Source organism: Methylobacter sp. (assembly GCF_030680395.1).
Taxonomy (GTDB): domain Bacteria; phylum Pseudomonadota; class Gammaproteobacteria; order Methylococcales; family Methylomonadaceae; genus Methylobacter_A.
Window position 1 is genome coordinate 81190 of the sequence record NZ_JAUXVR010000045.1, and the last position, 18434, is coordinate 99623.

At 47.1% G+C, this 18434-nt stretch carries 19 protein-coding genes; 8 read left to right on the forward strand and 11 right to left on the reverse strand.

Translation table 11 applies throughout. The features are described from left to right. Window positions 1-5: 5 nt before the first annotated feature. The 4 genes from ileS to Q8L79_RS19285 form a co-directional block, all read right to left on the reverse strand. Window positions 6-2837, reverse strand: coding sequence for an isoleucine--tRNA ligase (gene ileS, locus Q8L79_RS19270; protein ID WP_305274317.1), 2832 nt, complete (start codon window positions 2835-2837; stop codon window positions 6-8). Beyond that, on the reverse strand, window positions 2821-3774 hold the full coding sequence (ribF, locus tag Q8L79_RS19275) for a bifunctional riboflavin kinase/FAD synthetase (protein ID WP_305274318.1): 954 nt from the start codon (window positions 3772-3774) through the stop codon (window positions 2821-2823). Before ribF ends, ileS begins: the two co-directional genes overlap by 17 nt. A gap of 137 nt (window positions 3775-3911) precedes the next feature. Next, window positions 3912-4190, reverse strand: coding sequence for an Lpp/OprI family alanine-zipper lipoprotein (locus tag Q8L79_RS19280; RefSeq protein WP_006890699.1), 279 nt, complete (start codon window positions 4188-4190; stop codon window positions 3912-3914). Window positions 4191-4274: 84 nt separating this feature from the next. Further along, window positions 4275-4817, reverse strand: coding sequence for a murein L,D-transpeptidase family protein (locus Q8L79_RS19285; RefSeq protein WP_305274319.1), 543 nt, complete (start codon window positions 4815-4817; stop codon window positions 4275-4277). A gap of 72 nt (window positions 4818-4889) precedes the next feature. Between Q8L79_RS19285 and Q8L79_RS19290 the strand changes: the two genes are divergently transcribed. From Q8L79_RS19290 to Q8L79_RS19320, 7 genes are all read left to right on the forward strand, one after another. Continuing rightward, entirely contained in the window at window positions 4890-6524 is a 1635-nt protein-coding gene (locus tag Q8L79_RS19290) for an alpha-D-glucose phosphate-specific phosphoglucomutase (RefSeq protein ID WP_305274320.1), read from the forward strand. Between the two features lie 381 nt (window positions 6525-6905). Next, window positions 6906-7205: a hypothetical protein gene (locus tag Q8L79_RS19295; protein ID WP_305274321.1), complete on the forward strand. Its 300-nt coding sequence runs from the start codon at window positions 6906-6908 to the stop codon at window positions 7203-7205. A 200-nt stretch (window positions 7206-7405) separates the two neighbouring features. Further along, window positions 7406-7912: a hypothetical protein gene (locus Q8L79_RS19300; RefSeq protein ID WP_305274322.1), complete on the forward strand. Its 507-nt coding sequence runs from the start codon at window positions 7406-7408 to the stop codon at window positions 7910-7912. 72 nt (window positions 7913-7984) lie between these two features. Then, complete coding sequence (locus Q8L79_RS19305) at window positions 7985-8281, forward strand: hypothetical protein (RefSeq protein ID WP_305274323.1); 297 nt, start codon at window positions 7985-7987, stop codon at window positions 8279-8281. Between the two features lie 12 nt (window positions 8282-8293). After that, window positions 8294-8566: a hypothetical protein gene (locus Q8L79_RS19310; RefSeq protein WP_305274324.1), complete on the forward strand. Its 273-nt coding sequence runs from the start codon at window positions 8294-8296 to the stop codon at window positions 8564-8566. A 22-nt stretch (window positions 8567-8588) separates the two neighbouring features. Then, window positions 8589-9098: a hypothetical protein gene (locus Q8L79_RS19315; protein WP_305274325.1), complete on the forward strand. Its 510-nt coding sequence runs from the start codon at window positions 8589-8591 to the stop codon at window positions 9096-9098. After that, on the forward strand, window positions 9095-9460 hold the full coding sequence (locus tag Q8L79_RS19320; RefSeq protein WP_305274326.1) for a pilus assembly protein PilP: 366 nt from the start codon (window positions 9095-9097) through the stop codon (window positions 9458-9460). The genes Q8L79_RS19315 and Q8L79_RS19320 overlap by 4 nt, the downstream gene beginning before the upstream one ends. Before the next feature lie 138 nt (window positions 9461-9598). On the opposite strand, the gene Q8L79_RS19325 is transcribed toward Q8L79_RS19320, so the two are convergent. From Q8L79_RS19325 to rluD, 3 genes are read right to left on the reverse strand one after another with little or no spacing between them, the layout of a single operon-like run. Further along, window positions 9599-10423 (reverse strand): ZIP family metal transporter, encoded by an 825-nt coding sequence (locus Q8L79_RS19325; protein WP_305274327.1) that lies wholly within the window; start codon window positions 10421-10423, stop codon window positions 9599-9601. 4 nt (window positions 10424-10427) lie between these two features. Continuing rightward, a complete protein-coding gene (pgeF, locus tag Q8L79_RS19330; protein ID WP_305274328.1) occupies window positions 10428-11213 on the reverse strand; it encodes a peptidoglycan editing factor PgeF in 786 nt (261 codons plus the stop codon). Beyond that, on the reverse strand, window positions 11200-12144 hold the full coding sequence (gene rluD / locus Q8L79_RS19335; RefSeq protein ID WP_305274329.1) for a 23S rRNA pseudouridine(1911/1915/1917) synthase RluD: 945 nt from the start codon (window positions 12142-12144) through the stop codon (window positions 11200-11202). Before rluD ends, pgeF begins: the two co-directional genes overlap by 14 nt. A 121-nt stretch (window positions 12145-12265) precedes the next feature. On the opposite strand from rluD, the gene Q8L79_RS19340 reads away from it, so the two are divergent. Further along, window positions 12266-13105, forward strand: coding sequence for an outer membrane protein assembly factor BamD (locus Q8L79_RS19340; protein WP_305274330.1), 840 nt, complete (start codon window positions 12266-12268; stop codon window positions 13103-13105). A gap of 81 nt (window positions 13106-13186) precedes the next feature. Here the strand turns inward: Q8L79_RS19340 and Q8L79_RS19345 are convergent, their stop codons facing one another. The 4 genes from Q8L79_RS19345 to Q8L79_RS19360 all read right to left on the reverse strand — a co-directional run bounded on the left by Q8L79_RS19345 (window position 13187) and on the right by Q8L79_RS19360 (window position 18426). After that, a complete protein-coding gene (locus Q8L79_RS19345) occupies window positions 13187-15463 on the reverse strand; it encodes a primosomal protein N' (protein ID WP_305274331.1) in 2277 nt (758 codons plus the stop codon). A gap of 322 nt (window positions 15464-15785) precedes the next feature. Next, entirely contained in the window at window positions 15786-16592 is an 807-nt protein-coding gene (locus tag Q8L79_RS19350) for a class I SAM-dependent methyltransferase (protein WP_305274332.1), read from the reverse strand. A 101-nt stretch (window positions 16593-16693) separates the two neighbouring features. Continuing rightward, window positions 16694-17974, reverse strand: coding sequence for a diguanylate cyclase (locus Q8L79_RS19355; RefSeq protein WP_305274333.1), 1281 nt, complete (start codon window positions 17972-17974; stop codon window positions 16694-16696). Continuing rightward, on the reverse strand, window positions 17971-18426 hold the full coding sequence (locus Q8L79_RS19360; RefSeq protein ID WP_305274334.1) for a response regulator: 456 nt from the start codon (window positions 18424-18426) through the stop codon (window positions 17971-17973). The genes Q8L79_RS19355 and Q8L79_RS19360 overlap by 4 nt, the downstream gene beginning before the upstream one ends. Between the last annotated feature and the right edge of the window lie 8 nt (window positions 18427-18434).

An 18434-nucleotide genomic window follows, 5' to 3' on the forward strand; every position in this document is an offset into this window, starting at 1 on the left:
TAAAATCACGCATAGTGCCTATGTTCGCCATCGCCTGCTACGTTTTCCACGCAACGGCCACACAGTTCTGGATGTTCCGTTACTTTGCCCACCTCAGGCCGTTGATGCCAGCAGCGCACACATTTTTGATGGTCGGATACGACGACTTTTAATTTCACGCCGTCAATTTCAGTCTGAATGGCCTCTTCAGATGCATTTTGTTCAGCCATGGCCGAGGCGTTGGAGGTAATGAAGATAAAACGCAATTCATCCGACAATTGGCTTAACGCATCCAAAAATTCGGTATTGCAGTACAGTTCGATTTCTGCATTCAGCGAGGAACCGATTTCACCTTTGGCTCTGCTTTTTTCCAGTTCCTTACCGACAGCGGCCCGAACTGTCATTACTTTTTGCCAGAACTCGCGATTCAACGCCGAACCGTCATCCAGCTTGACCAGTCCCTGATACCAGGTTTCCAAAAATACCGACTCACTACGCTCACCCGGCAGATGTTGCCAGATTTCATCGGCGGTGTAACTGATGATCGGCGCCAGCCAGCGCGTCAAGGCTTCAAGCACATGATACATGGCGGTTTGCGCCGAGCGCCGCGCCAAACCGTCGGCTTTTGCAGTGTATTGACGATCCTTGATGATATCCAGGTAAAATCCCCCCAGATCAATCACGCAAAAATGATGCACTTTCTGGTAGATATGCTGGAATTGATACGTTTCATAGGCAGTTTTGACTTCTTCCTGCAACGCCAACGCCCTATCCAAAACCCAACGATCCAGCGCCAGCAAATCCTTGCTATCGACCGCATGTTGCGCCGGATCAAAATCATCCAGGTTGGACAGCAAAAACCGCGCGGTATTTCTCAAGCGTCGGTAGCCGTCTGAAGTGCGTCTTAGAATTTCGTCCGATACGCTCATCTCGCCCCGATAATCTGTCGCTGCAACCCATAAACGCAACACATCTGCCCCCAGATCCTTCATGACCGATTGCGGAGCAACCACATTGCCCTTTGATTTGGACATTTTCTTGCCATCGGCATCGACGGTAAATCCATGAGTCAACACGGCCTTATAGGGTGCAACCTCATTCATCGCAACCGATGTGAGCAATGAGGACTGGAACCAGCCGCGATGCTGATCGGAACCTTCCAGATACAAATCGGCCGGAAAATTCAGCTGTTCGCGTTTTTCCAATACGCAAGCGTGGGTTACGCCGGAGTCGAACCAGACATCCAAGGTGTCGGTCATTTTTTCGTAATGCTCGGCTTCATCGCCTAATAATTCAGCTGCTTCCAGTTCAAACCAGGCTTCTATACCTTGCTGTTCGATGCGCTGAGCCACCTGTTCAATCAATTCAGCCGTACGCGGATGCAATTCGCCGGTTTCTTTATGGACAAAAAAAGTGATCGGTACGCCCCAAGTGCGCTGACGGGAGATGCACCAGTCAGGACGGCCTTCCATCATACTTTCAATACGCGCCTGACCCCATTCAGGAATCCATGCGACGCGCTTGACTTCATTAAGCGCCTGTTCGCGCAACTTATTTTTATCCATTGAGATAAACCACTGCGGCGTAGCCCTGAAAATAATCGGGGTTTTATGTCGCCAACAATGCGGATAGCTGTGCAGTATCGCGACGTGATGCAGCAACTTGCCTTGTTGTTCCAGCACTTCCAAGACATGGGCATTGGCATTGAACACATGCTCGCCGGCAAAAATCTCCGTGTTGGGCAGAAAAACGCCGTCATTACCGACCGGATTATCGACCGGCAAGCCGTATTTCAAGCCGACGACATAATCGTCCTGACCGTGTCCGGGTGCCGTGTGCACCGCGCCGGTACCGGCCTCGATAGTGACATGGTCACCCAAAATGATCGGCACTTGCCTGTCATAAAAAGGATGTTGCAATAACTGATGCTCCAGCGCCGCGCCTTTGCAGTAAGCAATCACATGGTAATTTTCGATGTCATATCGCAACATCGCATCTTTAAGCAGAGCTTCTGCAACAACCAAACGCTCTTTGTTACCATCTTTTTCACATTGCACCACAGCGTATTCAAGGTCGGGATTTAACGCAACGCCCTGATTTGCCGGTAACGTCCACGGCGTGGTTGTCCAGATGACGACTGACAATGGCCCCGTTCCTTCATGCTCAGGCACATGGTGGCACAGGCTCAAAAACCCGGCTTCATCAACGACCTGAAAACGCACATCGACCGCAGGCGAATGCTTATCTTCATACTCGACTTCCGCTTCAGCCAGCGCCGAACCGCAATCGGTACACCAGTGCACAGGCTTTGCACCTTTTGCTATATGACCGTTTTGGCTGATTTTGCCCAACGAGCGCACGATGTCGGCTTCAAAGGCAAAATCCATCGTTAAATACGGATGCTCCCAGTCGCCTAAAATACCCAGCCGGATAAAGGCCTCTTTTTGTATGTTGACCTGTTTTCCGGCATATTCGCGGCAGGCTTTACGGAAAACGGCAGGAGAAACTTTAACGCCCGCTTTACCGATTTTTTTTTCTACCTGTAATTCAATCGGCAAACCGTGGCAATCCCAGCCCGGTACATAAGGCGCGTCAAAACCGCTTAATGATTTTGATTTAACGATGATATCTTTTAATACCTTATTGACCGCATGACCGATATGAATTTCACCATTGGCATACGGAGGGCCATCATGCAGGATAAACTTGGGCCTTCCGGCAAATTCCTGCCTGATTTTGTTATACAAGCCCGCTTCGTTCCATTTTTTTAGACGTTCCGGCTCACGTTGGGCCAGGTTGCCTTTCATCGGAAAGGCAGTGTTGGGTAAATTCAGTGTTTTTTTATAATCCATCGTCATAACAATTAAACTCGGCAAAAATCTTTTTGGCCTCAGCCACATCTTTTACAATCTGGGCTTTAAGCTCATCCAATGACTGAAAACGCATTTCATTTCTGATCTTTTGTTTGAAATGCACTTCCACATAACGCCCGTAAATTTCTCTATCAAAATCAAATAAATGCGCTTCCAGAATAACTTTTGATCCACCATCAACCGTGGGCCGGGTACCTACATTGGCCACACCTTCAAATTCGCGCCCATCAATCCCGGTCATGGTTACCGCAAACACGCCGTTAACAGGGGTATTTTTTCTAAACATCAGTATATTGGCGGTGGGATAGCCAATGGTTCGCCCTCGTTTGTCGCCATGCGCCACACGTCCGCAAACAGAATAACAGCAACCGAGCAATTTTTCAGCCAAGGCCAAATCACCACCGCCCAATGCGTCCCTGATCAGGGTACTGCTGACCCGAAGCCCGGCTATTTGATAAGACCCGGTGTCTTCGACATCAAAACCGAATTGCTTGCCCTTGTCCTTGAGCATCGCAAAATTTCCGCGCCTGGCCTTACCAAAATGAAAATCATCCCCGACGACCAAATGCTTTATATTTAATTTTTTTACTAAAACATCTTCAATAAACTGCTCGGCATCACAATCGGCAAAATATTGATTAAATCGCAATATCAATAAATCATCAACGGGCAATTCAGAAAACCGGATTACTTTTTCCCGCAAGCGCATCAACCGTGATGGCGCATTTTCTCCCAGAAAATACTCCAGCGGCTGCGGCTCAAAGGTCATCGCAACGACGGGCAAAGCTAATGCCTCACCTCGCTCAGCCAGCTTTTTTATCACGGCCCTATGCCCCAAATGCAGGCCGTCAAAATTTCCAATCGTAAGTACACAACCGTTTTTTAACGGTTCTAAATGAGATAATCCTCTAATTAGACGCATGAATATGGTGAACTAAAAAGCTTTATTCTACCATGTGTAAGCATTACTTGGATTCAAATCATAAAATCGAATTATGTACTCAAAAAAAAAGCCCGGTGGAATCCCACCGGGCTTTTTTTGTCCAAATCAGCGATGATTTATTTCATCATTGATTTTTTGAACATGCTGTCCAGTTTGCTGTTTGTGTCTTGAGCATATTGTGCTGCACGGTTAGCAGCAGCTTCAGCAGAAGCAGCTTGTGAAGAAGCAGAATCAGCAGCGCTTTTTGCACTAGCTGCATCAGCAGATGCTTGTGCAACCGAAGTTTTCAAGCCATCAACTTGTGACTGTAAGTTTTCGATATCTGAAGTGCTTGCACAACCAACAACCAAACTAGCAACCAGAGCAACCATTGATAATTTCATTACTTTTTTCATATTATTTTCCCTTCTTAAAGTTATTACAACAAAAAAACGCTTACTAGCTTTAATTCTGCACTGTTTTTAAATTATTTTCCAGTTTTATTTTATTTTTACGACGGTTCCTTTGTCTAGCCAATGGCTTAAATGATCAATCTGGCCGTTAGTTAGCGCAATGCATCCATGAGTCCAATTCATTGATTTATGAATTTTTTCATCCGCTCGTCCCAAGCCATGAATGCCGATTCGCCCACCTAAAGGGGTATTTTGCGGCGGCACTTGATGAAACCGATGGGCAGTTATAATATTGTTATAAGCTACTTGATTAATAACGCCCTCTTCCAAAGCCTTTTGGGCATCTTCTGCGGACGGATACGTTAAACCGAAAAACTTTCGAAAAGAACTGCTCTCGCCAACCCAGCCTATCCTGTAACTTCCAAAAGGCGTGACGTTGTCACCCTGATGGCTTTTAAACCCGGCACCTCCTCGACCAATGGCAATATCATTTATGGTCTCAAGCGTCTGCATGCCTTTTTTTACCTCAATGGTGAGCGCTTTCGTGTCCACTAAGAGCCAGACATCATCATCCGCAATTACAGCAAAAGAAAAAAAACTACAGCACAGCAATAAATAAATTCGCAACATAAATGCTCTACACTAGATAAGAATTTTGGTGTACTTTAGTCACCAAGTTAATTGCCGAATTAAGGATCCAGCATGCAAATAGAAACCATCACAACGCATCCATACAACGACCAAAATCCAGGAACCTCCGGACTCAGAAAAAAAGTTAAAGTATTTCAACAGCCCGGTTATCTGGAAAATTTTGTTCAGTCAATTTTCGACTCGTTACAGGACTTTACCGGAAAAACGCTGGTACTGGGTGGAGACGGGCGATATTTTAACAGACCGGCCATACAAATCATCATCAAGATGGCGGCAGCCAACGGTTTCGGTAAACTTATTATAGGTCAAGGCGGGCTGCTGTCTACCCCGGCGGCATCACATATTATCAGAAAAAATAACGCATTCGGGGGACTGATTCTTTCCGCCAGCCACAATCCCGGCGGTCCTGACGAAGATTTCGGCATTAAATACAATGTCGGCAATGGCGGCCCTGCCCCGGAAAAATATACCAACGCATTTTATCAGCGCAGCTTAACAATCGACAGCTATAAAACAGCCCAACTCGAAGACATAAACCTGGATCGCATAGGTACCCTACAAATAGACGGCCTTAGCATCACTATCATCGACCCGGTGGCCGATTATGCGGAACTCATGCAGTCTATTTTCGATTTCAATTTGCTCAAGCAAAGCATCAGCTCAGGTTACATCACCCTGCTCTTTGATGCGATGCATGCCATTACCGGCCCTTATGCAAAAAGAATACTGATAGACATCTTGGGCGCAACACCTGATTCAGTCATTAATGCAGAACCACTGGAAGATTTCGGCGGCCATCACCCCGATCCCAATTTGGCGCACGCCCAAGAATTGGCCGAACGCATGTTCAGCCCGGCAGCGCCAGTTTTCGGTGCAGCATCCGACGGCGACGGCGACCGCAACATGATTACCGGCAGCAACATTTTCGTAACCCCCAGCGACAGCTTGGCCATTATGGCCGCCAACGCGCATTTAATTCCGGCTTATGCGCAAGGCTTGTGCGGCGTAGCCCGCTCTATGCCTACCAGCCAGGCAGTTGACCGTGTCGCCGCCTGTTACAACATCCCCTGCTACGAAACGCCGACCGGCTGGAAATTTTTCGGCAACCTTCTGGATGCAGGAAAAATCACTTTGTGCGGCGAAGAAAGTTTTGGCACCGGTTCGGATCATGTACGAGAAAAAGACGGTCTATGGGCGGTATTATTCTGGCTGAATTTAATCGCCAGAAAACGCCAGTCTGTTGCCGACATCGTGCATGAGCACTGGCAAAAATTCGGCCGCGATATTTATTGCAGGCATGACTATGAAGCCGTAGAAATGGATATTGCCAACGGCATTGTTGAGCACCTGTTAAATCAATTACCCGTATTGCCGGGGCAAACTTTCGGCGAATATACGGTTCAATATGCAGATGAATTCAGTTATGAGGACTCAATAGACGGCAGCATCAGCAGCAAACAGGGCATACGCATCGGCTTTGACAACGGTTCCCGGATTATTTTTCGTTTATCGGGGACGGGAACAGTAGGAGCAACCTTAAGAATTTATCTGGAACGTTTTGAAGCGGACGCATCCAAACATGCTCAGGATGCCCAAGTGGCATTAGCGGAGTTAATCAGCCTTGCCGAACAGTTTTGTGAAATTAAAAAACGTACAGGCAGGATTGAGCCTGATGTGGTCACTTAAAAGCACATGAAAGACGGCGAAAGGTAAATATTGCACCTTTCGCCTTAAACACCTCACAAAACGTGATTTTTCAGCTGCAAAACAAGCTTTGAGCTCCGGTATATTGTCATAGCAACAAATTTGCAGATTATGAAATTAAGGCATATAGGTGTTAGCTCGACATCAAGGCGGCAGCTTTCTGCTATCAAGAAACGCTCAGAAATGATCGAAATACTCCTTTTCTATACCGTTATTAGTGATGAATTAACTCCCCTCTGCCGATTTGCTCGGTGCGATGAAAAGAGCGCACAACATGAAAAGTATTGGGGAGTATAAGTTCATCGATATAATTTCTGGCGCATAGTCTGGTTAAAATACGAATAACCGCAGGATGTATTCCATGTGTCAATATTAGATAAACATATCAAAAAAGGCGGTGAAATGACATTCATCCAGTTTCTAATCGACACGCCGGTTGTGGCTTTTTTGCTGTCCTTGGGACTACTTGTAACGGTCGTGCCTATCCTCGCAAATTTGTTATTCCGCAACAAGCCCAAGCATCCCGAGGTAGTCAATACGCCGCTGAAAGAGGCTTCACCAAAACATTTTCAGGGAACCCAACTGGATATTGCTATTCTAATCTTCGTGCTGTTGTTACTGTTGGGAGTAATCGGATCGATATATAAAATATTTTGGGGATAGCGCATTACAAAACAAGATTGCCGTATTGAATCTAAGTATCAAAGCCGCTGAAGTTGATCTTGAAGCGTAAGTCACCCGAGCCACTCATAACTCGTAAAATCAACCTGTGTTTAACTATTACTGCCGCCGCCAAGCAAGACATTATCAAACTAACCCCTGATTGCCGGACGGATTAAATCAAGCCTTTTATTGAACACAATATGGAACATCAACCTAATACAATGAAAAAGCCCATCATTACGGGTGCAATTTTTTTTATTCTAGATGCGCTTGTTATAAATCAAGGAGCTATCTCATTATTTCTGATTTTTACCATTATTTTATGGTGGCTGCCAAAGTCCGCCTTTAAAAAATATACCAAACAAAGTCCGAAGGAAGAACTTACCAAGATTTTGATTTACGGTTTCATTGTAATCGCGGTTTTTACGTCAAATAGCATTAATAACAAGATTGCCCAAAACCGAGCAAATGACCTCGTCTTGATTATCGAGAACTTCCATCAAGTTACCGGAGATTATCCTAAAACTTTAAACAACCTGGTACCTTTGTATCTTCCAAAGGTACCACAGGCAAAGTACACTTTAAGCTTCAATAGCTTTAAGTACATTAATGATGAAGGAAGTGTTTCACTCTTTTATCATGCTATACCACCCTTCGGCAGGCCGACTTATGTCTTTGATCGCAAAGAATGGATATACCTTGACTAGTTTTAACCAGCAAAGACAGCGGACTCATGGACATATACCGCGCCGCTGCTTTAATCGGCAATGTGCAAGAATATGAATCCTAAATCAGCCTCTACCCTGATCTGGGCCGCAGCATTTGTAACTATTCTTGGCCTCAGTGTTATGTCACCCGGAGCTCAATTTCTATCATGCATAGTTGCTGCCGCTCTTGCGATAATCCCAACATTATTTGGCTCCAAAAAGCCCCGTATTACAGGCGGCATAATGCTGGCAATAACTCTTGTACTTGCTTACCAAGGCTACCCTGCGTTTAAGAAAGAGGGAGAGGACTACCGAAAACGAGTAGAAGTTCTATCAGCACAATCACTTGCACCACAACCCGTTAAATAAAGAAATACCACCATGACCAAAAAACTATTCCAGACAGTAATTTTTATTTTTTCACTCCAACCATTTTTTGCCCAAGCCGCCAACCCTGAGACCGCGTCAGAAGAAATTAGCCCAGCAAAACCCTGTGAGCAGCAACAACGCCAAATCAAAATCATTGGGGACGACCGAGAAAAAATGGCTCAAGAAATCCAGTACCTTCACGACGAAGTCCGGCGTCTCAACGAGACCCTGGACAACATCAGGTCACAGACCGGAAATAGCGAGCCGCGGCCGACTTACTACTGATTACCTTCGGTAGAATGAAAAAATGCAGATTGTGTTGCAACCGTTTTGGTCCCGTGTCATCCGAACTCAAAAAAAATTACCGGCTACGATGCAAACTATAATAACCAAAGCCATGATCCAATTTGGCCTTCTTATAGTGATTAACGGGGCATTCGCTGATACGGCAGCAGTCTCTCAGCCGAATACGGCCGAAGAACATGCTATTCGGATTAATGGTGCCCGACAACAAATCGAATCTTTAAAAATGCGTAATAAGTACTGTGACGCGTTTATCCAATATGCCCGTCAGGAAATAGATATGAAAGGCTCGGCGCTTGGCTTTTATCTTCACCGGAAGCAGGAGTTGAGCATACAAGCAGCCTTGGTTGATAAAGCTACGCTGGATGATCTGGATACAAAAATCCAGCCCCTGCAAAAAGAAATAGCTTCTTTAGAAGAGCATATTCAATCCTGTATCCGTCATCGGGGTGAGAGTGCAAACAATATAGACAAGGTTCAAAACCAAATTAACCAGTTACAACATAACAAATGAGAACATTGCTTTCTATTGTTATGTTTGTATTTATGGCCGTCGCCTATGGTGCGTGCGTCCGCTATGACACTACTGCAAAACCTTTAAATGCCCCTGAATTTGACGGACCGGGTTCGTTTGATCAGTTGCAGGATACAGTTACACTCGATTGCCTGACCTATGTAGGATCAATTCGAAAAGATAGTAAGGAATATGTGCTAATCAAAGATGAGAGAGACATTGTTCATCAACTCAGTGTTGGAGATTATATGGGTGAAAATACCGGCATGATTATGAAGATCAGTGATGATGTTATTTACATTGAGCAAAATATCCGTCGAAACGGAAAGCGGGAACCGGCGATAATAAAATTGGCTAAGTAACCATAAAGCATAGTGTAAAAAATTTTCAATCTGCCTTATTTTGGTCGCTTGTTGCAAACAAGGCGGTGTTGCACGCCTACCTTAAAATACGTAACTTAATTTTATATTACAATAACTTACACAAGAACCCGCAATTACTTAACCCTCCATACCATGGGCAATACCGTGCAATGAGCAGATCAGCAACACCCCCATAGCAATCAATGCAATCTGCTGCAATGATGTTTTCATGTCGGTCTTTTTGTGTAACGACGGTATCAAATCGGCTACCGCGATATAAATAAAGCTCGAGGCTGCCAGCGCCAGAAAATACGGCAGACTGTCATGCAAATCTTCCAGCCCGAAATACGCCAAAACACCGCCCAAAACCGTGGTTAAACTGGCAAGCATGTTGTAGAAAAGCGCTTTGCTTTTGGAATAGCCACTGTGCAGCAAAATTGCAAAATCACCGACTTCCTGGGGGATTTCGTGTGCGGCAACGGCCAAACTGGTGACTATGCCCAAATGCACATCAGTCAAAAACGCGGCCGCGATTAAAACGCCATCGACAAAATTGTGGATGCCGTCGCCGAGAATAATCAACGCGCCAGCCGACTTAGCTGCACCATGACTGTGGCTATGGCCGTGATCATGGTCGTGATCATCTTCATCGCCATGCGCTTCGCAATTTCCGGAATGGCAATGCCGCCAGATCAGTAGCTTTTCCAGCACGAAAAAACCGAGCACGCCCGCTAAAATTGTCCCTGATAACGATTGAAACTGCTCCGGTTTAATGGCTGAAAATGCCTCGGGAATCAGTCCCCAAAAGGCAACCGCCAATAATGCGCCAATGGCAAAACTGATCCCATGCGGCAACACCGCCGCCCTCCGATGATCCGGCAACAATAGAAAAACTGCCGCCGCCATTACGCTTAACACGCCGCCAACCGCCGTAAAGATGATAATTAATATCAGTAAACTCACTCTGTTATGCTCTCCATATTAGCGTAGCCATTCGCCCTGTTTGTTTATCCCGACGATAAGAATAAAAACGTTCATGTTCGGTGACGGTACAAAAACCGCCTCCGTAAACCTTATCTATACCCAACATAGCCAGATCAATCCGGGCCAGCTGGTAAATATCTGCCAGCCACTGACCGTTATTTTGTTCTTTAAAAGCCTTTATGAATGCGGCCGATTTCTCCAGAAAAGCATTCCGCACCTCAGCGCCTACCTCAAAGCAGTCCGGCCCAATTGCAGGTCCCAGCCATACCAGAAAATCCTCCCTGCCCCCCCTTTTGCAAAGGGGGGGCAGGGAGGATTGCATTGAGGTGATCGTATTGCCGATCACCCCTGCCAGCAAGCCCCGCCAACCCGCATGAATGGCAGCCACTTGACTTCCGTCAGCCGCACACACCAGCAGCGGCAGGCAGTCCGCCGTCATCACCGCACACACGACCGCGGACTCAGCCGTATAACTGGCATCGGCTTGTTGCAGACCCCCTCTGCCCTCCTTTGCAAAAGAGAGATCTGCCTGAACAGCTCGATTACTGTGGATCTGATCCAGCCAAACCGGATCGCCAGGCAAATTCAATAATTCTTTAATAACCTGCCGGTTTTGCTTAACCAATTCAGCATCATCGCCGACATGCATGGCCGGATTAAGACTGGCATAAGGGCCGCAACTGACCCCGCCGGTACGCAATAAAGTCGCCGCGTGAATATTAGCCGGTGCAGGCCAGTCCGGGGTTAACCAGTGGTTAATCCCTCTCATTTTCCGCCAACGCTTCCAGTAACCGGGTCATATCTTCCGGCATCGGTTGTTCCCATTCAAGATACTCATCGGTAACGGGATGCTGCAAACCCAATTTTGCCGCATGCAAGGCCTGGCGCTTGAAACTGCGTAATTCTTTTTCCAGGCGTTCACCGCAATCTGCCGGCATTTGAAAGCGCCCGCCATAGACCGGATCACCCAGCAGCGGAAAACGAATATGCGCCATATGTACCCTGATCTGATGGGTACGACCTGTTTCCAGCTTCACCTGAACCAAAGTATGCCGGGTAAAACGCTGACCAACCCGATAATGGGTCACGGCATGCTTGCCATTCTCCCTGACTGCATAGCGCTTACGATCGGTAGGATGCCTGCCGATCGGTTCATCCACAGTACCTCCTGCCGTCATACGGCCGCGGGTAATCGCCAGATATTCACGGGTGATGTCCCGGTCCTGCAACTGCTGCGTCAGACTGTTATGGGCTTGCAAAGTTTTTGCAATCATCAACAACCCGCTGGTTTCCTTATCAATCCTGTGCACAATGCCAGCTCTTGGCAAGGTTTCCAGACTGGAATCATGATTCAGCAAAGCGTTTAACAACGTACCGTTCCAGTTTCCTATCGCCGGATGGACAACCAAGCCTGCCGGTTTATCCACAATTAGCAGACTTTCATCTTCAAAAATGATTTCCAGCGGGATTGGCTCCGGCTCGGCGGTTATTACTATTTCCGCCTCGGCATCCAGGGCTATCGTTTCCCCCCCGACCAGTTTATCTCTGGGCTTGAGCGTCAGTCCGTTGACCTGTACTCGTCCGGATTTAATCCAGCTTTGCAGTTTACTACGCGAATAATCTGCAAACAGTTCCGCAAGCACCTGATCTAATCGCATGCCGGCCATTTCAAATGGCACTTCTTCCGTTAATCTTGTCATAACAAGTTCTTCTGATTAACCCATTGTTAAGTTATACTCGCTGGATACCCAAGCCATCCCAAGTATCGCAGTTAAATTCCAGCGAGAAAAACCCCTTATATTACAGCGTGTCGTTAGCACTATGCGATTAATTTTAATTAAATTTTTATTTATCTGTTGTTTAGGCCTGTCTCTGCAAGGCTGTGAGACGCTTAAAAGCCTTGCATCCGGTGATTCTGACACCGAAGACGAATATGCCGACTGGAATGCCGAAAAGTTTCGCAGTCAGGCCAAAACGGCGCTGGATAGCGGCAGTTACGACAAAGCCATCAAACTCTACGAAGCGCTTGAATCGCGTTATCCTTTTGGCGATGAATCCGCTCAAACACAGCTCGATGTTGCTTACGCGTACTACAAAAACGGTGATCCTGAGGCCGCAATCGCCGCCGCCGACCGCTTTATCAAAATCAACCCGCGCAGCTCCAGCGTCGATTATGCTTATTATTTAAAAGGTCTGGTTAATTACAATCGCGGCATAGGTTTTATTGATCGCTTCCTGCCTACCGATACTTCACAACGCGACCCCGGAAACGCTCGCGATGCCTATGACAATTTTGCCGAACTGATCCGTAGATTCCCAAACAGCAAATATGTACCCGATGCCCAACTACGCATGATTGCGCTTAAAAATAATCTGGCGATGTATGAAGTCCACGTCGCCCGCTTTTACATGAAACGCAAAGCTTATGTTGCCGCCATCAACAGGGCATCTACCGTCGTTGACAAATACCAACGCACGCCTGCGGTTCCTTTTGCGTTGCAAATCATGCAGGAGGCCTACGCCAAACTTGAACTGCCGGATCTTGTCAAGGATACCACCCGAGTCTATGAGTTAAACTACCCGAATGGCCCGCCGGTACCCGAACATAAAGATTCAACCTTTTCGCACAAGGTTTGGGATTTTATCGGTTTGGAAAAATAGGAAGGGCTAAAGGCTAAAAATTGGAAAACTTGTTAAACCTCAATGCAAGTTTTTTTTGCCTTTCGCCTTTTGCCTTAAATCTCAATACAAATCCACCGGATCGACATCCAGAGACCAGCGAACTTTTTTTGCCTGCTTGAGTTTTTCAATTTTCGGCATCAGTACATTGAGCAACGCGTGCAACTCCGGCCGCTTGCTGCTCTGAAACAGTAATTGGTAGCGGTAAAGCCCCGCCCGTCTGGCCATGGGCGCGGCAACCGGCCCCAAAATGTGGGTATGTCCCTTGCTATGCTCTCTCGCCAAGTCAGCAACCGCATGCAGAAACAGCTTGGGCATTTGGGCATCCAAGGCCTGTACCCTTAATAAGGCCTGATAACTAAACGGCGGCAATGACGCCTCTTTGCGCTCCGCCAACGCGCTTTTGGCAAAACTGTTGTAACCCTGACTGATCAGCGTTGTTAATAAAGGATGTTCCGGCTGCCGGGTTTGCATGATGACTCGACCGGGCTTTTCCGCACGCCCGGCGCGGCCTGAAACCTGCACGATCATTTGCGCCAGTTTTTCCGGTGCATGAAAATCAATGCTGAACAGGCCGCTGTCCACATCCAGTATCGCCACCAGCGTCACATTGGGGAAATGATGGCCTTTCGCCAACATTTGCGTACCCAAAATAATATCCACCAAACCCTGATTGATTTGCTGTAAATAATCTTCCAATGAGCCTTTGCGTTGGGTGGAATCCCGATCCAGGCGCACAATCGTTTTACCGGCAAATAATTCCGCCAACACTTTTTCCACCCGTTCGGTACCCAGTCCCAATGGCGTCAATTCCCCGGTTTTGCAGGCGGGGCAATGCTTAATCAGGCGTTGTTCCTGTCCGCAATGATGACAACGCAATATCCCTTCATCATAATGAATCACCAGGTTGGCGTCGCAACGCCCGCAACGCGCAACCCAGCCGCACCCATGACATATCAGGGTCGGTGCAAAGCCTCGCCGGTTTAAGAACAATAATACCTGTTCGTTTTTTGCCAGCGTAAGGCGCATCTCCGCAATAAGCGCTTCGGACAGTCCCTCCTGCATCCTTTTGTTCCTGATGTCCAACAACTGCAAGACCGGTGCAGTTGCATTTCCCGCTCTTTCCGGCAGATGCAGCAAGCGGTAACGCTTGTTATCGACATTATGCAGACTTTCCAGCGCGGGCGTCGCGGAACCCAACAATACCGGAATATTTAACAGCTTGCCGCGCACCACGGCGACATCGCGAGCGGAAAACCGAAAGCCCTCCTGCTGCTTGAACGAGGCATCATGCTCCTCATCGAGAATAATCAAGCCGGGATTTTTTAACGGCGTAAACAGGGCGGATCGGGTACCCAGTAAAATGGAACATTCACCGCGCTGCATTTTAAGCCAGGCACAAGCCCGCTGCCGGTCGGTTAATTTGGAATGTGAAATGGCAATGCTTACGGTAAATCGCTGCCTGAACCGCTCCTCAAGCTGAGGTGTCAGGGTAATTTCCGGCAACAACACCAAAACCTGCTGACCGCGTTCCAGCACAGCGCGAATAATTTGCATATACACTTCGGTTTTGCCGCTGCCGGTCACCCCCTCCAGTAAAAAAACGCCAAACTGCCCCAGACTGTCGCATACCGCAGTTATTGCCGCTTGCTGCTGCGGATTGCATTGCAGGGCGTTGTTCCTGATTATCGGGTCGCTACTCCCCTTTCGACAGTGCTCAGGACCGGCTTCGGCTGCGCTCAAGATAAAACTTGCCCCGAATTCAGATACCGCAAGCTGTAACAATTGCCTGTCTACCAGCTGCTTTACTGCAGTGCGCCAGTTTTCATTCCATGCGGACAGTTCCGCTTCGGACAAACTGCTTTTATGTGCCTGAAATTTTTCCAGTACGCTTTTTTGTTTGGGCGTCCGCTTTAACAGCTCGCTATCAATAGCTTTGCCCGAGTCAGTCAACGCATAGCGTTTTTCTGCTTGAATAACCGCTGATTTTCCCTGGCGTAGCGCCACCGGGAAAGCAGCGCTGAAAACTTCGCCCAACGGATGGTGATAATAACGGGCGGCCCAGTGCAGCAGCGCCAGATCTTTTGTTGAGAGTAGCGGTTTTTCGTCCAGTATCCGTTCGATGCGTTTTAATTTACCGATGTCTACATCGCTATGTTGAACGCACTCGACCAGAATGGCGATTTTTTTAGCTTTCCCAAAAGGCACTTCCAGGCGAATGCCCGGTTTGATATTGGCCAGCTCGAACTGTTCAGGGGCGAGATAATCAAATAATCGATAAACAGGAACCGCAACGGCAACCCTAAAAATCAACTCATTCCCGCTTTGCAACTTGACCATAATGTCTGCATTATTTTTGATGTTTTAAAGCTAAGTCACTATACGATTTAGACTATTTGAGTTACCCACAGAATCTGTGGATAACTCTGTGGAAAGATAGTTTTTAACACCTCTTACTAGCGGTTTTTATTAAAGTTTTCTTAATTTGAACACTTTTTATGCACCAGCTTGTTTTTCTTATTTTTCAACCGCTTATTATTTTTTATACTGTAAATATTAGCTATTTTGTAGCTTGCATTTTGATTTTACTTAACGCCGGCCCAATTTGGGGATTACTCCACAAATTTTAAATATACGTTGATCAGAAACAGGTGGTCTGTATTTACTTAGGCTTGATGAATTTAATCGTCATCCGGTCACTTTCGCCAATAGCCTGATATTTCTTTCTGTCTTTATCCTTAAGTTTTAAAGCAGGCGGTAAAGTCCAGACGCCTTCAGGATAATCCTTGGTATCATTCCTATTGGCATTGATTTCAGATTTATCCAAAAACTCAAAGCCCGCATTTCTGGCCAGCGCAATCACATAATCCTCGCTGACGTACCCGGATACAGCTTTGGTATCCTGCTGCTTTAACATTGAATTTCTATGTTCCACGACTCCTAAAATACCGCCCGGCTTTAATGCCTTGTACATGGCATTAAATACCGCTGCGGCCTGATCGCTTTTCATCCAGTTATGCACATTGCGAAATGTTAAAACCCTGTCAGCGGAGCCATCCGGCGCTATTTGAAAAACTTTGGGCGGCTGCAATACGCTTAACTCAACTTTGTCGTAAACTTTCGGCTGAGCTTTTACCTTTTTAGTAAACCCGTGCAGGTTCTTTTTAAAATAAGGCTCGTCGGCATCGGCTGAAAAATGCGCGGCATACAGTTTGCCGTGGTTTTTTAAATAAGGAGCCAGAATTTCCGTGTACCAGCCTTCGCCCGGCCAGACTTCGACGACCGTCATGTTGCGCTTAACGTCAAAAAATTCCAACGTTTGTTGCGGATGCCGATATTTATCCCGATTCTTATGCTCGGCAGAGCGCTGCTTTCCGTCGATGGCCTGATGTAAAGCACTTGGTTTTTCTGCAGCATACGACGATGAAAAACTGCTTGCCAGCAAAAGCGCCAATAAAATATTTTTCATATTATTTAGTCCAATGAGTATTTTTGTAGAGAGACTGTACGCGTCAATGACTGCGCTCCCCGTTAAGTTCCGTGTGGGCAATCAAGCCCGGCCCTACCGCGCTAAGAATCAAACCAGCACGTTTGATTCCGGCCCCGGTCTTTAGCTTCATACAAAGCCACATCTGCGCGATGCAGCACCGCTTCAGCATTAATATCCGCAGCCGATAACATAGTAGCGCCAATGCTGACGGTAATCTGCACCGGCCCTGCGTCATGATCGATAACGGTCGCCGCAACTTGCTCGCGCAAGCGTTCTGCCATTATCAGGGCATCATTCTTGTCAGCCCCGGACAATAAAATAGCAAACTCCTCGCCGCCCAGACGCGCAGATATATCAATGGCACGCGAAGTATTGCGCGCGATTTCGGCGAACGCCTTTAACACTATATCGCCAGTGGCATGGCCGTATGCGTCATTGACCCGTTTAAAAAAATCCAAATCCAACATTAACAACACCGCCGAATAATGAGGTAAACGCGCCACCTTGGCTCTTTCCAGCTCCAGTTGCTCCAAAAATACACGGCGGTTAAATAATCCGGTCAATGGATCGGTACTGGCAAGTCTTTGTAATTGCGCTTCCATCTCCTTGCGCTCGGTAATATCTTCTTTAATGCCAATAAAATGAGTAATTTCTCCAGCGCTGTTTTTTACCGGCGCAATGTTAAGTTCTTCGTGATACAAACTGCCGTTTTTGCGTTTATTGACCAATTCGCCGCGCCAATGCTGACCCACCAGAAGATTTGCCCACATATCCTGGTAAAAGCTTCCATTCTGCAAGCCTGACTTGACCAGTTCACTCGGCTTCCTGCCCACGGCTTCTTCCGGGCTATAACCGGTTAATCGACCGAAAGCGGAATTAGCCCATATAACAGTTGCATCTTTATCGGTAATAACAATACCATTTGCTGCCGCTTCTAATGCGGCTATCAGCAGATTGTTCCGCGTCTCCATTTCGGTTCGCAGCAATGCGTAACGAATCACCCGCGCCAAACCATCATAGCCAAAATCACCCTTGACCATGTAATCCACAGCCCCCGCCTCCAGTACAGTTAGCGCAAAATCGGTATCGCCGCGTCCGCTGAGCACTACAATAGGAATACCCATAGCCATATCTCGCGCACTGTGAACGGTCGCCAAGCCTTCTGAGTCGGGTAATGACAAGTCCAGCAGCATCACATCAAAAGCAGAAGCCGCCAAACATCGTTGTGCTTCAATGAGTGATTGAACCCAGACCACATCAAAATGCTCGCTCTGAGCACGTCTCAACTTCAATTTCACCAGATGCGCATCGCCGGCCTCGTCCTCTACCAGCAACACCCGAATTGCTTCGACTCGGTTCATGACTTGCTGCCTTGCGGCAACCGTACCAAGCTAAACCAATATTCGCCAATCTGCTTAATGGCTTCAATAAACTGCGGCATATCCACAGGCTTGGTAATAAAACTGGTCGCGCCGAGCTGATAAGAACAGGCCACGTCTTTTTCAACATCCGAAGTCGTCAGCACCACTACAGGAATGCCTTTATATCGTTCATCGGCCTTGATGGCGGTCAGAAACTCGCAGCCGTTCATCCGCGGCATGTTAAGGTCGAGGAAAATCAAATCAGGACGCGGCGCATTGATATATTTTTCCGTTTTGTTTAAAAAATCCAGTCCCTCGCGCCCGTCAACCACATGATGCAAGTGGGCCAGTACCTTGCCTTCTTTTAACGCCATTTTTACCAAATACGCATCCGAAGGTTCATCTTCCAACAGTAAAATCTCGACAAAGTGAGGGTTACCGGTTTCGCTCATCGTTAAAT

What these genes read in the sequence shown, in the direction of transcription:
- rluD (WP_305274329.1), bottom strand. Translation starts at nt 12,144, where the DNA reads ATGACAAGATTAACGGAAGAAGTGCCATTTGAAATGGCCGGCATGCGA.
- Q8L79_RS19355 (WP_305274333.1), bottom strand. Translation starts at nt 17,974, where the DNA reads ATGAACCGAGTCGAAGCAATTCGGGTGTTGCTGGTAGAGGACGAGGCC.
- Q8L79_RS19340 (WP_305274330.1), top strand. Translation starts at nt 12,266, where the DNA reads ATGCGATTAATTTTAATTAAATTTTTATTTATCTGTTGTTTAGGCCTG.
- Q8L79_RS19320 (WP_305274326.1), top strand. Translation starts at nt 9,095, where the DNA reads ATGAGAACATTGCTTTCTATTGTTATGTTTGTATTTATGGCCGTCGCC.
- Q8L79_RS19360 (WP_305274334.1), bottom strand. Translation starts at nt 18,426, where the DNA reads ATGAGCGAAACCGGTAACCCTCACTTTGTCGAGATTTTACTGTTGGAA.
- pgeF (WP_305274328.1), bottom strand. Translation starts at nt 11,213, where the DNA reads ATGAGAGGGATTAACCACTGGTTAACCCCGGACTGGCCTGCACCGGCT.
- Q8L79_RS19300 (WP_305274322.1), top strand. Translation starts at nt 7,406, where the DNA reads ATGGAACATCAACCTAATACAATGAAAAAGCCCATCATTACGGGTGCA.
- Q8L79_RS19345 (WP_305274331.1), bottom strand. Translation starts at nt 15,463, where the DNA reads ATGGTCAAGTTGCAAAGCGGGAATGAGTTGATTTTTAGGGTTGCCGTT.
- Q8L79_RS19285 (WP_305274319.1), bottom strand. Translation starts at nt 4,817, where the DNA reads ATGTTGCGAATTTATTTATTGCTGTGCTGTAGTTTTTTTTCTTTTGCT.
- Q8L79_RS19290 (WP_305274320.1), top strand. Translation starts at nt 4,890, where the DNA reads ATGCAAATAGAAACCATCACAACGCATCCATACAACGACCAAAATCCA.
- Q8L79_RS19280 (WP_006890699.1), bottom strand. Translation starts at nt 4,190, where the DNA reads ATGAAAAAAGTAATGAAATTATCAATGGTTGCTCTGGTTGCTAGTTTG.
- Q8L79_RS19350 (WP_305274332.1), bottom strand. Translation starts at nt 16,592, where the DNA reads ATGAAAAATATTTTATTGGCGCTTTTGCTGGCAAGCAGTTTTTCATCG.
- Q8L79_RS19310 (WP_305274324.1), top strand. Translation starts at nt 8,294, where the DNA reads ATGACCAAAAAACTATTCCAGACAGTAATTTTTATTTTTTCACTCCAA.
- Q8L79_RS19305 (WP_305274323.1), top strand. Translation starts at nt 7,985, where the DNA reads ATGAATCCTAAATCAGCCTCTACCCTGATCTGGGCCGCAGCATTTGTA.
- ileS (WP_305274317.1), bottom strand. Translation starts at nt 2,837, where the DNA reads ATGACGATGGATTATAAAAAAACACTGAATTTACCCAACACTGCCTTT.
- ribF (WP_305274318.1), bottom strand. Translation starts at nt 3,774, where the DNA reads ATGCGTCTAATTAGAGGATTATCTCATTTAGAACCGTTAAAAAACGGT.
- Q8L79_RS19315 (WP_305274325.1), top strand. Translation starts at nt 8,589, where the DNA reads ATGCAGATTGTGTTGCAACCGTTTTGGTCCCGTGTCATCCGAACTCAA.